This window comes from Nocardioides sp. AN3 (assembly GCF_054653495.1).
The window spans coordinates 23,685-36,545 of record NZ_BAAIGC010000016.1 but is presented as its reverse complement, the minus strand read 5'-3'; the positions used below and the strand labels follow the sequence as shown (position 1 = coordinate 36,545).

Below are 12,861 nucleotides of genomic sequence, written 5' to 3'. Positions count from 1 at the left end.
GTGCCACCACGGGGAGCGGATGTGTTCGGGCAGCGCGACGCGACCGGTCCCTGACACCTCGTCGGCCGAGCCGCGCCGAGCCGCGTCAGCGCGGGGATCGTCGGGCACGGCACTACCGTAGTGGCATGACCGCGCCGTCTCGCGAAGGCATCCGCACCGTGCTCAACCAGGCCCCGCTCCTCGCCGGCCACAACGTGGTCACGGGTGATGACGCGCTTGCGGAGGCCATCGTCCGGCACGGGTCGCAGGAGTGCCTCGAGTCCCTGGTCCCTCTGGGCTTCGAGGCGGGCTCGGCCGAGGCGCGCCAGCACGGCATGCTCGCGAACCAGCACGAGCCGGTGCTGACGCCGTACGACCGCTATGGCAACCGGATCGACGAGGTCGCCTTCCACCCCTCCTGGCACTGGCTCATGGAGCGCGCGGTCGGCCATGGTCTCGCGGCTGCCCCCTGGGAGGCGGACATCGCCACGGACGAGGGCCGGCACGCCCACGTGCGACGTGCGGCCGGGTTCTTCGCCTGGTCCCAGACAGAGCCGGGTCACGGCTGCCCCCTCTCGATGACGTACGCCGCCGTCCCGGCACTGCGCGCCGACGAGGCACTCGCCAAGGAGTGGACGCCGCTCCTGGCCTCGCGCAGCTACGACCCTGGCCTGCGGCCGGCGTCGGAGAAGCTCGGCGCCCTCGCCGGCATGGGGATGACCGAGAAGCAGGGCGGCTCGGACGTCCGCGCCAACCTCACCCAGGCGCACCCGACGTCCACCGAGGGCACCTACACCCTGCACGGGCACAAGTGGTTCACCTCGGCGCCGATGAACGACGTCTTCCTCGTGCTCGCCCAGGCGCCCGGGGGGCTCACGTGCTTCGTCCTCCCGCGTGTCCTCCCGGACGGGACACGCAACCGTCTCGACGTCGTCCGCCTCAAAGACAAGCTCGGCAACCGCTCCAACGCCTCCTCCGAGCTCGAGCTCGACGGGACGCTCGCGTTCCGCCTCGGCGACGAGGGCCGGGGCGTACGCACGATCATCGAGATGGTGGCGGCGACCCGGCTCGACTGCGTCCTCGGCTCCGCATCCCTCATGCGGCGCGCCGTCGCCGAGGCGTCGTGGCACGTCGCCCACCGGTCCGCCTTCGGTGGCCCGCTGGCCGAGAAGCCGCTCATGCAGAACGTCGTCGCCGACCTCGCCGTGGAGTCAGAGGCGGCGACCGCGTTGGCGATCCGCCTCGCCGCCTGCGTCGACAAACTCGCGGACCCGCATGAGGCGGCTCTGCGCCGGATCGGCCTGCCGCTGGCGAAGTTCTGGGTCTGCAAGCGCACGCCGGGCGTGGTGGCCGAGGCACTGGAGTGCCTCGGCGGCAACGGCTACGTCGAGGAGTCCGGTCTTCCCCTGCTCTATCGGGAGGCCCCGCTGAACTCGGTGTGGGAGGGCTCCGGCAACGTCAACGCCCTCGACGTGCTGCGGGCCCTCGCGCGTGAGCCGGAGGTGCTCGACGCCTACCTGACCGAGGTCGGCCGCGCCCGCGGAGGCGACGCTCGCCTCGACGCCGCGATCGACGACCTCCTGGTCCTGCTCGGCTCGCTCTCCCCCGACGCCATGGAGGTCTCCGCCCGACGGCTCGCCGGTCGCATGGCCGCCGTGCTCCAGGGCTCGCTCCTCGTGAGACACGCGCCCACGGAGGTCGCGGACGTCTTCTGTGCGTCTCGCCTGGCGTCTGGTCACGACGGGACCTACGGCGCACTCGCCGGCGGTGACCTGGCCTCGATCGTCGCCCGCACGACGCCGAGCGTCTGAGCGGCCCCGGGCCGCTAGCGTCGTCCACGTGAGTCCTCGCACGAGCTCGGGCGTGCGGCTGGGCACGCCCACCGGCCGGGCCGTCATCGCCGCCGCCGTGCTCGGCTCCGGCATGGCGATGCTCGACGGGACGGTCGTCAACGTCGCGCTCCGCACGATCGGCGAGGACCTCGGCGCCAGCCTGCCGCAGCTGCAGTGGACGACCAACGCCTACCTGCTCACCCTTGCGAGCCTGATCCTGCTCGGCGGCTCGTTCGGCGACCGGTTCGGACGGCGCCGGGTCTTCGTGGTGGGCGTGGTGTGGTTCGCCGCGGCCTCACTGATCTGCGGCGTCGCACCCGATCCTGCCGTGCTCATCGCCGCACGTGCCCTGCAGGGCGTCGGCGGCGCACTGCTGACCCCGGGCAGCCTCGCGATGATCCAGGGTGCGTTCGTCCGCGACGACCGTGCTCCCGCCATCGGCGCCTGGTCGGGTCTGGGCAGCATCGCCGCGGCGATCGGGCCGTTCGTCGGCGGTGGGCTGGTGGCCTACGCCAGCTGGCGGTGGATCTTCCTGCTCAACCTGCCGATCGCCGTCGCGACGGTGATCATCGCCGGGCGTTGCGTACCCGAGACTCGGGACCCACACGCGTCCTCGCGGTTCGATCTGCCCGGAGCGTCGCTGGCGGCCGTCGCGCTCGGCGGGACGACGTACGCCCTCATCGAGTGGGGCAGCGCCGCGGCCTGGGTGGCCGCCGTCGGCGGTATTCTCGCCGCGGTCGCCTTCGTCGTGGTGGAGGCGCGGGTCCGCGAGCCGATGCTGCGCCTGGAGCTGTTCCGCGACCTCACCTTCAGCGCGTCGAATCTCATGACGCTGCTCGTCTACGGCGCCCTCGGTGCGATCAGCTTCTTCGTCGTCATCGAGCTGCAGACGGTCAGCGGCTGGACGGCTCTTGCAGCAGGCGCCGCCTTCGTCCCGATGACACTGATCATGCTCTTCCTCGCCCCGGTCGGCGGCCGCCTCGGACAGCGCATCGGACCGAGGATCCCGATGACCGCAGGGCCGCTCGTCATGGCCGCCGGGACCCTGGGGATGCGTCGCATCGGGCCCGAGGTGAGCTACGTGCGGGACGTGCTGCCGGCGATCGTGGTCTTCGGGCTCGGTCTCGCACTCATGGTGGCACCGCTCACCGCTACGGTCCTCGCCGCGGCTCCTGACGAGCACGCCGGGATCGCCAGTGGCGTCAACAACGCCGTCGCGCGCGCCGGGTCGCTGCTGGCGGTCGCCGCCCTCCCGATCGCCGTCGGGCTCCACGGCGGCGAGTACGCCGACCCCGGCGTCTTCGACCGGTCCTTCGACGAGGCGATGGCCCTCTGTGCGGCCCTGCTCGCCGGGGGTGGCGTGATCTCGTGGTTCACGATCCGTCGGCAGGTGCTCGCCGACGGGTGAAGGATGTCAGGCGTGATCACCCTGGACCCGCAGGCGCCGGAGCCGCCGTTCGAGCAGATCCGCGCACAGCTCGAGGCTCGGATCGAGGACGGCACGCTGGCGGCGGGGTTCCGGCTCCCGACCGTGCGCGGCCTGGCCGACGACCTCGGCGTGGCCGCCAACACGGTCGCCCGCTCGTATCGCGAGCTCGAGCAGGCCGGTCTCATCGAGACCCGCGGACGGGCGGGCAGCTTCGTGGCGGGCGCCGGCGTCGATCGCGAGGCACGGGCCGCCGCCGCGGCGTACGTCGCCAAGGTGCAGGCGCTCGGCATCGGCGAGGACGAGGCGGTCAAGCTGGTGCGGCGGGCGCTCGGCCGGTGACAGCGAGCGCGTCCGCGCTCAGCCGGCGTCCTTCCAGGGGTTGTGGTCGGCGAGGATCTTGTCGACGCGAGCCTGGTCGAGCCGGGAGACGACGTACTGGCTCTCCTGTGCGTCCCTCACGCACTTGGCGAGTGAGAAGGCGGACGTCGTGAGATAGAGCGTCGCGAGCGCGAGGAACGCCTTGGGCCAGCCGGCCGCGGGCAGGTAGTAGATCGCGGCCAGCATGGCGAGCAGGGCGGCGCCGAAGGCGATGGCCGACTGCGCGTAGAAGGCGGTGGTGTTCTTGGTGGCGGTGGGGGTCTCCATGTCACGAGTCTCGGCGCGCCGGGGTGCGAGGCGACATCCGTACGGATACTCAAACAGGTGCGACACTGCGGCCTGTGAGCTCGTGGTCCTCGCCTGCGGCGACAGCTGTCGAGAGCAGGCTGTTCCGCGCGCTGGCGGTCCTGCGCGTCGTCGTCCTGGTCAATGCGATCGGACTGAGCGTCTACCGCCTCGACAACGTCCGCCATCAGGCGGCCCTCGTCATCTGCCTGCTGGTCATGGTGGCGTGGACGGCCTTCGCGATCTGGGCGTACGCCGAGCCGCGGCGCCGAACCGCCGCATTGCTGGTCGCCGATCTCGCGATCGCCCTGGCCCTCCTGCTCGTGACGCCCTGGGTCAAGGGCGCGGGCTTCCACGCGACGGTCCCCGGCTTCTGGATCGTGGGAGCGTTGCTGGCGTGGGCCATCCACTACCGGGTGGTCGGCGGCCTCGTCGCCGGTGTCCTGTTCGCCGTCGTGGACCTCTCGCTGCGCGAGACGATCCGGCAGTCCGACTACAACAACGCGTTCCTGCTCGTCATCAGCGGACCGATCGTGGGGTTCATGTGCGGCTCCCTGCAGCAGATGGCCACGGAGCGCGACGCGGCCGAGCGGGCCGCCGCGATGGCCGTGGAGCGTGCCCGCCTGGCCCGGGCGGTGCACGACGGCGTGCTGCAGGTGCTCGCTCTCGTCCAGCGTCGCGGTCGCGAGGTCGGCGGGGACCTGGCCGTGCTCGGCGAGCTCGCCGGAGAGCAGGAGCGGCAGCTGCGGCGCCTGATCCGCGCGGAGGACACCGTGGCCGCCGACCCGGCAGGCGAGAGCGTCGACCTCGTCACCGAGCTGGCCGTCCTCGAGCGCAGTCCGGTGGTCACGGTGTCGACGCCTGCCTTCCCGGTCCTGGTCCCGGCCGGCGTGGCGCAGGAGATCGTCGCCGCCGCGCGCGCCTGCCTCGACAACGTGCGCCGTCACGTGGGCGAGGAGGCACCCGCCTGGGTCCTCCTGCAGGCCTTTCCGGACCGCATCGAGCTCTCGGTACGCGACGACGGCCCAGGCATCCCGACGGGGCGCCTCGCCGAGGCGCAGGCGCAGGGCCGACTCGGGGTCTCGGAGTCGATCCGTGGACGCATCGCCGACCTCGGCGGCACGGCTGAGGTGGCCACAGGCAGCTTCGGCACCGAATGGGAGCTCGTCGTGCCACGGGCCGCCTCCGAGCTCGGGACGACGGCGTGACCACGACCGAGTCGACCGCGCTGCGGATCATGGTGGTCGACGACCACCCGATGTGGCGAGACGCCGTGGAGCGTGACCTCGCCGCGGCGGGCCACCAGGTCGTCGCCGTGGCCGCGACCGGGCGCGAGGCACTCGCACGCTTCGCTGCCGCACGCCCTCGCGTGGTCGTCCTGGACCTTCAGATCCCTGCCCCGGACGGCGTTCAGGTCACGGCGGAGATGGTCCGCCAGGACCCGGCGGTCCGGGTGCTCGTCCTCTCGGCGTCGGGCGAGCACAGCGACGTCCTGGCCGCCGTGACCGCGGGGGCGACGGGCTATCTGGTGAAGTCGGCGTCTCGCGAGGAGCTGCTGGCGGCGGTCGAGCGGGTGGCGGAGGGAGACCCTGTCTTCACGCCGGGACTGGCCGGCCTGGTGCTGGGTGAGTTCCAGCGCCGCTCCGAGGAGCCGGACCCGACCGAGCCGCAGCTCACCGAGCGGGAGACCGAGGTGCTCCGGATGGTCGCGAAGGGGATGTCCTACCGCCAGATCGCCGATCGGCTGGTCCTGTCGCATCGGACGGTGCAGAACCACGTGCAGAACATCCTGCGCAAGCTCCAGATGCACAACCGCGTCGAGCTGACCCGCTATGCGATCGAGCGCGGACTCGATGGCGACTGACACGCCTGCCTCCGGGTGCGGCATGATCCGCCCATGACCGACCTGGGTGGCCTGGCCCGTCCTGTGCTGACAAGCGAGGACGCGGCGCAGATCGCCGCCCGTCTGTGGGGCCTGACCGGGCCGATCACGGAGCTCGGCAGCCAGCAGGACCGCAACTTCCGGGTCGAGGCGGCAGGTGGGTCCGTCGTCCTCAAGGTCGCGAACGCGTCCGCCCGGCGATCCGAGCTCGAGGCCCAGCACGCGGCTCTCGACGCCGCTGCAGCCGCGGGCCTCCGCGTGCCCGCGGTCGTGCCGTCGCTGACCGGGGAGCCGGTCGAGACGGTCGAGGTCGGTGGGCAGCGCCTTCTCGTGCGTGTGCTCACCTACGTCGACGGCACTTCCCTGCTCGAGCTGACGGGCTTCGACGTCGACCGGTGCCGACTCCTCGGCGCGACGGCCGGCGCAGTCGTCGCCGCCCTCGCGCACGTCGAGCACCCGGGCACCCGGCGGCGCAGCCAGTGGGACCTGCGGCTCGCCGCGGACGTCCTGGCCTCGCTCGAGGGCCATCTTCCGACGCACGTCCGTGCGGAGCTGCTCGAGGCGACCGCGGATGCGGGAGACCGGCTCGGAATCGTCGCGGCCGAGCTTCGCGAGCAGGTGATCCACGGCGACCTCACCGACGACAACGCGGTGCTGGGCGACCACGGGGACGTCGGTGTGATCGACTTCGGCGACGTGATGACCAGCTGGCGGGTGGCCGAGCTCGCGGTCACGGCGAGCAGCGTGCTCGGCAAGACCTCCGACGACGTGAGCGCCGTCCTGGCTGTGGTCGAGGCGTTCACGGGCCGGGCGATGCTCACCGACGCCGAGCTGAGCGCCGCCTGGCCGCTCATGGTCCTGCGGACCGGCGTACTCGTCGCCAGCAGCGCGGAGCAGGTCGATCTGGATGGCGGCAACGACTACACGCAGGCGCGTCAGGCCGAGGAGGTGCGCGCCTTCCAACGGGCCGCCGCGCTCGACGCCGACGAGATGACGTGGCTGATCCGAGCCTCTGGGCAGAGTCTGACGCAGCCGCCCCTGCCCCGTCTGCTCGAGGCCGAGCTGGCCCCGCTCGACCTGTCGGTGACCAGTCCCTTGCTCGACGACGGGGCGTGGCTCGATGAGGGCGTCGAGGCGCGTCTGCTCGGGCCGGGCACGGTCACACGGTACGGCGAGTATCGGCTCACCCGGGCCACGCCGCTGGCTCGTCGCAACACCAGCAAGGTCCTGGCCCTCGGGGTGCAGGTGGCGCTTCCGGTCGGCACGCAGCTCTCGACGCCACCTCACGGTGTGCTCCTCGACGGTGTCGACGAGGCGGGCGTCACCGTCGAGCCGGTGATCATGGTGCAGGCGTGCACGCTGCCCGGGCGGCCGCCGGCCTTCGTCACCCCGCACGCCGCGAACGTCTGGCGACGCCTCTGCCCGGACCCCTCGCCGCTCCTCGGACTCGATCTTGCGGTCGCCGAGCCCCATCCTGAGCGCCTGCTCGCCCGTCGCGACGCCTACGTCGCCACGGTCCAGGAGCACTACTACGACGCGCCCCCGCAGATCGAGCGAGGCTGGCGTGAGCACCTGGTGGACACCCGAGCACAGGTCTATGTCGACGTCGTGAACAACGTGGCGACCACCGGCCACGCGCATCCGGCGCTGACCGCGGCGGCGACGCGGCAGTGGTCGCTCCTCAACACCAACTCGCGGTTCCACTACTCGGCCGCCGTCGAGCTGGCGGCGCGTCTGGCGAACCTCGCTCCCGACGGGCTGGACCAGGTGTTCCTCGTCAACAGCGGCAGCGAGGCCGTCGACCTCGCCCTGCGTCTCGCGCTCACCGCCACCGGCCGCCCCCGCATCCTGGCCGCCCGCGAGGCCTACCACGGGTGGACCGTCGGCGCGGACGCCGTCACCACGAGCCTGGGCGACAACCCTCGTGCGCTCGAGACGCGGCCCGACTGGGTCGAGCTCATGGACGCGCCGAACGCCGTTCGCGGCACCCACCGAGGACCGCGGGCGGCCGCTGGCTACCTCGCCGACCTGGAGGTGCAGCTGGCCGGCCTCGACACCAGCCGGATCGCGGGGGTGATCCTCGAGCCGATCTTCGGCAACGGCGGCGGCGTCCTCCTCCCCGATGGCTACCTTGCCGGCGTCTTCGACCGCGTGCGCGCACTCGGCGGCCTCTGCATCAGCGACGAGGTGCAGATGGGATATGGGCGGCTCGGGCACCACTTCTGGGGCTTCGAGCAGCAGGGCGCGGTGCCCGACATCATCACGGTGGCGAAGGCGATGGGCAACGGGCAGCCGCTCGGTGCGGTGCTCACCACGCGCGCGGTCGCCGGGGCATTCGCGGCCGAGGGCAGCTTCTTCTCCTCCGCCGGCGGCTCCCCCGTCAGTTCGGCGATCGGCCTGGCGGTCCTCGACGTGATGGCCGCCGAGCACCTGCAGGAGAACGCCAAGGCCGTCGGTGACGCGCTCAGGTCCGGGCTCGACCGGCTTGCGGCGACGCACGACGTCATCGGCGCCGTGCACGGACTCGGGCTCTACCTCGGCGTCGAGCTGGTCACCGATCGCGAGTCGTTCACGCCCGCGACCGGCGTCGCCCACGACGTGTGCGAGGCGCTGCTCGAGGAAGGCTGCATCGTGCAACCGACCGGTGACTTCAAGAACGTGTTGAAGATCAAGCCGCCGCTGGTCATCAACGCCGACTCCGCGCTGTTCGTGGTCGACGCTCTCGACCGGGTGCTCCGGACGTGGTGAGGCTCAGCGTGACCCTGGGGTCACGCTGAGCTTCACGAGGATCGAGCGCCTCAGCTGAGGTCGAGGCCGGGGTAGAGCGGGAACCTGCCCATCAGCTCGGCGGCGGCGGCCTTGGTCTTCTCAGCGACGCCGTCGGCGATCACGTACGACGCCTTGGACGGCGCGCCCGCAGACGTGGTGCCCGGCGAGGTGCTCTTCAGGACGTTGACGATCAGGTCGGCGACCTCGTCGAACTCGTCGGCGCCGAGTCCGCGTGTGGTCAGCGCCGGGGTCCCGAGGCGGATGCCCGAGGTGTACCACGCGCCATTCGGGTCGGCCGGGACGGAGTTGCGGTTGGTGACGACGCCGGAGTCGAGCAGCGCGGACTCCGCCTGGCGGCCGGTGATCCCGAGCGGCGAGACGTCGAGCAGCACGATGTGGTTGTCGGTGCCGCCCGTCACGAGCTTGATGCCGCGCTTGAGGAAGCCCTCGGCGAGCGCTTGGGCGTTGTCGGCGATGCTCTGCGCATAGGTCGCGAACTCGGGCCGGCGTGCCTCGGCGAACGCCACCGCCTTGGCTGCCATCACGTGTGAGAGCGGACCGCCGAGCACCATCGGGCAGCCCCGGTCGACCGACGGCGCATACTCCTCGGTGGCGAGGATGAAGCCGCCGCGGGGCCCCCGCAGCGACTTGTGAGAGGTCGAGGTCACGACGTGGGCGTGCGGGACCGGGTCCTCGTCGCCGGTGAAGACCTTGCCGGCCACCAGGCCGGCGAAGTGCGCCATGTCGACCATGAGCGTGGCGCCGACCTCGTCGGCGATCTCGCGCATCTTGGCGAAGTTCACCCGGCGCGGGTAGGCGGAGTAGCCGGCCACGATGATGAGCGGCTTGAACTCGCGGGCCTTCGCCGCCAGGGCGTCGTAGTCCAGCAGCCCGGTCTCCGGGTCGGTGCCGTACTGCTGCTGGTGGAACATCTTGCCGGAGATGTTCGGCCGGAAGCCGTGCGTCAGGTGGCCGCCCGCGTCCAGGCTCATGCCGAGGAGGCGCTGGTTGCCGAGCTCGCCGCGCAGGCGCTCCCAGTCCGCCTCCGAGAGGTCGTTCATGTTCTTGACGCCGGCGTCCTGGAGCCACGGGCCCTCGACACGGTGGGCGAGGATCGCCCAGTAGGCGGTGAGGTTGGCGTCGATGCCGGAGTGCGGCTGGACGTAGGCGTACTCGGCACCGAACAGCTCACGTGCGTGCTCGGCGGCCAGGGCCTCGACGGTGTCGACGTTCTGGCAGCCGGCGTAGAACCGGTGGCCCACGGTGCCCTCGGCGTACTTGTCGCTGAACCAGGTGCCCATCGTCAGCAGGACGGCAGGCGAGGCGTAGTTCTCGCTCGCGATGAGCTTGAGGGAGGCCCGCTGGTCGGCGAGCTCCTGCCGAGTCGCCTCGGCGATGCGGGGCTCGACGGAGGCGATGACCTCCAGAGCCTGGGTGTAAGCGCTGCTCGTCAGGGCGTTCAGGTCGGCCATGAGCCTGAGCCTAGTGAGGCTGTCGAGGGCCGACCAATCCTGAGTCGCGCCTGAGTCACGGGCCCTCGCAGTGTGATGTGTATCGCAGGACACGGTGCGAGACGTGGCTCGCGTCTCGCATATTGGTCAGACGTCTCAGTAAACGAGACAGCGAGTTGTGGGACCCCGGTCCGAAGACTGAGACTGCTTGACATGGTCACTGCTGCAACACATGCGCACCTCGTGGTTCGTCGCCACGTGGACCTCGGGCGCACCCGCAGCATGATGTGTTGGCCTCGCTGACCACGCGACCTTTCTCATTCTGACGGTTGTCGCGCCGCCGGTGTTGCGGCGCCCTCAGCGAAGGACCTTGACTCCCCATGCCTGATCTGCGGTACAAGCCCGAGTTCGCCAAGCGCACCGAGATCCCGCGGCCGAAGCGGGGCGAGGGCCAGTGGGCCCTCGGCTTCACCGAGCCGCTGAACAAGAACGAGCAGTCGAAGAAGGACGACGACCCGCTCAACGTGCGGGCGCGCATCGTCAACATCTACTCCAAGCGAGGCTTCGACTCGATCGACCCCGCCGACCTGCGTGGCCGCTTCCGCTGGATGGGCCTCTACACCCAGCGCAAGCCCGGCATCGACGGCGGCAAGACGGGGACCCTCGAGGAGGAGGAGCTCGACGACCGCTACTTCATGATGCGCGTGCGCACCGACGGCGCGCTGCTGTCGCCGGCAGCCGTCCGGGCCCTCGGTGAGATCGGCCGGGACCACGCGCGGGACACCGCGGACGTCACCGACCGCGAGAACATCCAGTTCCACTGGATCGAGATCGAGGACGTCCCGTCGATCTGGGAGAAGCTCGAGTCCGCCGGCCTGTCGACCCTCGAGGCCTGCGGTGACAGCCCCCGCCCGTTCCTCGGCTCGCCCGTTGCCGGCGTCGCCAAGGACGAGATCATCGACGGCAGCTGGGCGCTCGAGGAGATCAAGCGTCGCTACCTGGGCGACCCCCGCTTCTCGAACTTCCCGCGCAAGTTCAAGACCGCGCTCACCGGCCACCCGTCCCACGACGTCGCTCCCGAGGTCAACGACGTCGCGTTCGTCGGCACGATCCACCCGGAGCACGGGCCCGGCTTCGACCTGTGGGTCGGCGGCGGCCTGTCGACCAACCCCCACCTGACGGAGAAGCTCGGCGTCTGGATCCCGCTCGACGAGGTCCCGGACGCATGGGAGGGCGTCGCCGGCATCTTCCGCGACTACGGCTACCGCCGACTGCGGTCCAAGGCGCGACTCAAGTTCCTCGTCGCCGACTGGGGCAAGGAGAAGTTCCGGGAGGTTCTCGAGAACGAGTACCTCGGTCGCACTCTCGTCGACAACCCCTCGCCGGCCTCGCCGCTGGGGCACCGCGACCACATCGGCGTGCACGAGCAGAAGGACGGCAATCTCTACGTCGGCGTCGCGCCCACCGTCGGTCGTGTCTCGGGCACGCTGCTCGTCGAGCTGGCCGACGTCATCGAGCAGTTCGGCGCGTCGGGCGCCCGCCTCACGCCGTACCAGAAGATCGTCGTGCTGGGCGTCGCGCCGGACAAGGTCGACGCGCTCGTCGACAGCCTCGAGGCGATCGGGCTCTCGGCTCGTCCGTCGAACTGGCGCCGCAACACGATGGCGTGCACCGGCATCGAGTTCTGCAAGCTCGCCATCGTGGACACCAAGCAGCGGGCCACCGACCTCATCGCCGAGCTGGAGCGGCGCCTGCCCCACCTCGACGTGCCCATCACCGTGAACGTCAACGGCTGCCCCAACGCCTGCGCACGCACACAGGTGGCTGACTTCGGCCTCAAGGGCCAGCTCGTCCTCGACGACGACGGCAACCAGGTCGAGGGATTCCAGGTGCATCTCGGCGGTGCGACTGGTCTGGAGGCGAACTTCGGGCGCAAGCTCCGCGCCCACAAGGTGACGAGCTCCGGGCTGGACGACTACATCACCGCGGTCGTCACCAACTTCCTGGCCGACCGACACCAGGGGGAGCACTTCGCCGCATGGGTCGCCCGTGCCGATGAGGAGCTGCTCCGTGGCGAGAGGGTCCTTCAGGAGGTCACCGCATGAGCACCGCGACGACAGTGGCGGCGCGCAGCTTCAAGGGCGCGCACACCGAGGGCCGGACGCCCGAGGAGCTGCGGGAGATCGTGTCCCACTGGGGCGCCGAGCTCGAGCTCGCTCCGGCGGAGACCATCATCGAGTGGGCCGCGGCGACGTTCGGCGACCGGTTCTGCGTCACCTCGTCCATGGGTGACGCCGTGCTCGCGCACCTCGCAGCGAAGGTCGTCCCGGGCGTCGACGTCGTCTTCCTCGACACCGGCTACCACTTCATCGAGACGATCGGCACCCGCGACGCCGTGGCGGCGACCCTGGACGTCAACCTGATCACCATCACTCCGACCCAGACGGTGGCCGAGCAGGACGCGACGTACGGCAAGGACCTCTTCCGCACCGACCCGGACCTGTGCTGCAAGCTGCGCAAGGTCCAGCCGCTGCAGGAGTCACTCGCCGAGTACGACGCCTGGGCGACCGGACTGCGCCGCGCCGAGACGCACAACCGCGTGATCGCCCCCGTCATCGGGTGGGACGCCAAGAAGGGCAAGGTCAAGGTCTCGCCGATCGCACGGTGGTCCGATGAGGAGATCGAGCGCTACATCCTCGAGAACGGTGTGCTCGTCAACCCCCTCACCTACGACGGCTACCCGTCCATCGGCTGCGCCCCGTGCACGCGCCGCGTCGCCCCCGGCGAGGACCCGCGCAGCGGGCGCTGGGCCGGCACCGGCAAGACCGAGTGCGGCATCCACACCTGACCTCCCTT

General features: G+C 71.1%; 10 protein-coding genes. 8 read left to right on the top strand and 2 right to left on the bottom strand.

Features of this window, described 5'->3' with window-relative positions; all coding sequences use genetic code 11:
- Positions 1–125: 125 nt before the first annotated feature.
- Genes ACYQ1K_RS17385 through ACYQ1K_RS17375 form a run of 3 tightly spaced genes read left to right on the top strand, consistent with a single transcriptional unit; the run spans position 126 to position 3,579 of the window.
- A complete protein-coding gene (locus tag ACYQ1K_RS17385; RefSeq protein ID WP_459984382.1) occupies positions 126–1,790 on the top strand; it encodes an acyl-CoA dehydrogenase family protein in 1,665 nt (554 codons plus the stop codon).
- 28 nt (positions 1,791–1,818) lie between these two features.
- Positions 1,819–3,219: an MFS transporter gene (locus ACYQ1K_RS17380; protein WP_459984381.1), complete on the top strand. Its 1,401-nt coding sequence runs from the start codon at positions 1,819–1,821 to the stop codon at positions 3,217–3,219.
- Positions 3,220–3,231: 12 nt separating this feature from the next.
- On the top strand, positions 3,232–3,579 hold the full coding sequence (locus tag ACYQ1K_RS17375) for a GntR family transcriptional regulator (RefSeq protein WP_459984380.1): 348 nt from the start codon (positions 3,232–3,234) through the stop codon (positions 3,577–3,579).
- A gap of 18 nt (positions 3,580–3,597) precedes the next feature.
- Here ACYQ1K_RS17375 and ACYQ1K_RS17370 read toward each other — a convergent pair whose 3' ends face one another.
- Complete coding sequence (locus ACYQ1K_RS17370) at positions 3,598–3,885, bottom strand: YiaA/YiaB family inner membrane protein (protein ID WP_459984379.1); 288 nt, start codon at positions 3,883–3,885, stop codon at positions 3,598–3,600.
- A gap of 74 nt (positions 3,886–3,959) precedes the next feature.
- On the opposite strand from ACYQ1K_RS17370, the gene macS reads away from it, so the two are divergent.
- From macS to ACYQ1K_RS17355, 3 genes are read left to right on the top strand one after another with little or no spacing between them, the layout of a single operon-like run.
- Positions 3,960–5,111, top strand: coding sequence for a MacS family sensor histidine kinase (gene macS, locus ACYQ1K_RS17365; protein ID WP_459984378.1), 1,152 nt, complete (start codon positions 3,960–3,962; stop codon positions 5,109–5,111).
- Between the two features lie 29 nt (positions 5,112–5,140).
- On the top strand, positions 5,141–5,767 hold the full coding sequence (locus tag ACYQ1K_RS17360; protein WP_459984482.1) for a response regulator: 627 nt from the start codon (positions 5,141–5,143) through the stop codon (positions 5,765–5,767).
- A gap of 33 nt (positions 5,768–5,800) precedes the next feature.
- Complete coding sequence (locus ACYQ1K_RS17355) at positions 5,801–8,533, top strand: aminotransferase class III-fold pyridoxal phosphate-dependent enzyme (protein ID WP_459984377.1); 2,733 nt, start codon at positions 5,801–5,803, stop codon at positions 8,531–8,533.
- A 50-nt stretch (positions 8,534–8,583) separates the two neighbouring features.
- Here the strand turns inward: ACYQ1K_RS17355 and ACYQ1K_RS17350 are convergent, their stop codons facing one another.
- Positions 8,584–10,026 (bottom strand): glycine hydroxymethyltransferase, encoded by a 1,443-nt coding sequence (locus ACYQ1K_RS17350; RefSeq protein WP_459984376.1) that lies wholly within the window; start codon positions 10,024–10,026, stop codon positions 8,584–8,586.
- A 359-nt stretch (positions 10,027–10,385) separates the two neighbouring features.
- On the opposite strand from ACYQ1K_RS17350, the gene ACYQ1K_RS17345 reads away from it, so the two are divergent.
- Positions 10,386–12,110, top strand: coding sequence for a nitrite/sulfite reductase (locus ACYQ1K_RS17345; RefSeq protein ID WP_459984375.1), 1,725 nt, complete (start codon positions 10,386–10,388; stop codon positions 12,108–12,110).
- A complete protein-coding gene (locus ACYQ1K_RS17340) occupies positions 12,107–12,853 on the top strand; it encodes a phosphoadenylyl-sulfate reductase (protein WP_459984374.1) in 747 nt (248 codons plus the stop codon). The genes ACYQ1K_RS17345 and ACYQ1K_RS17340 overlap by 4 nt, the downstream gene beginning before the upstream one ends.
- The last annotated feature ends 8 nt before the right edge of the window (positions 12,854–12,861 follow it).

What these genes read in the sequence shown, in the direction of transcription:
- ACYQ1K_RS17385 (WP_459984382.1), top strand. Translation starts at nt 126, where the DNA reads ATGACCGCGCCGTCTCGCGAAGGCATCCGCACCGTGCTCAACCAGGCC.
- ACYQ1K_RS17370 (WP_459984379.1), bottom strand. Translation starts at nt 3,885, where the DNA reads ATGGAGACCCCCACCGCCACCAAGAACACCACCGCCTTCTACGCGCAG.
- ACYQ1K_RS17360 (WP_459984482.1), top strand. Translation starts at nt 5,141, where the DNA reads ATGGTGGTCGACGACCACCCGATGTGGCGAGACGCCGTGGAGCGTGAC.
- ACYQ1K_RS17355 (WP_459984377.1), top strand. Translation starts at nt 5,801, where the DNA reads ATGACCGACCTGGGTGGCCTGGCCCGTCCTGTGCTGACAAGCGAGGAC.
- ACYQ1K_RS17350 (WP_459984376.1), bottom strand. Translation starts at nt 10,026, where the DNA reads ATGGCCGACCTGAACGCCCTGACGAGCAGCGCTTACACCCAGGCTCTG.
- ACYQ1K_RS17345 (WP_459984375.1), top strand. Translation starts at nt 10,386, where the DNA reads ATGCCTGATCTGCGGTACAAGCCCGAGTTCGCCAAGCGCACCGAGATC.
- ACYQ1K_RS17340 (WP_459984374.1), top strand. Translation starts at nt 12,107, where the DNA reads ATGAGCACCGCGACGACAGTGGCGGCGCGCAGCTTCAAGGGCGCGCAC.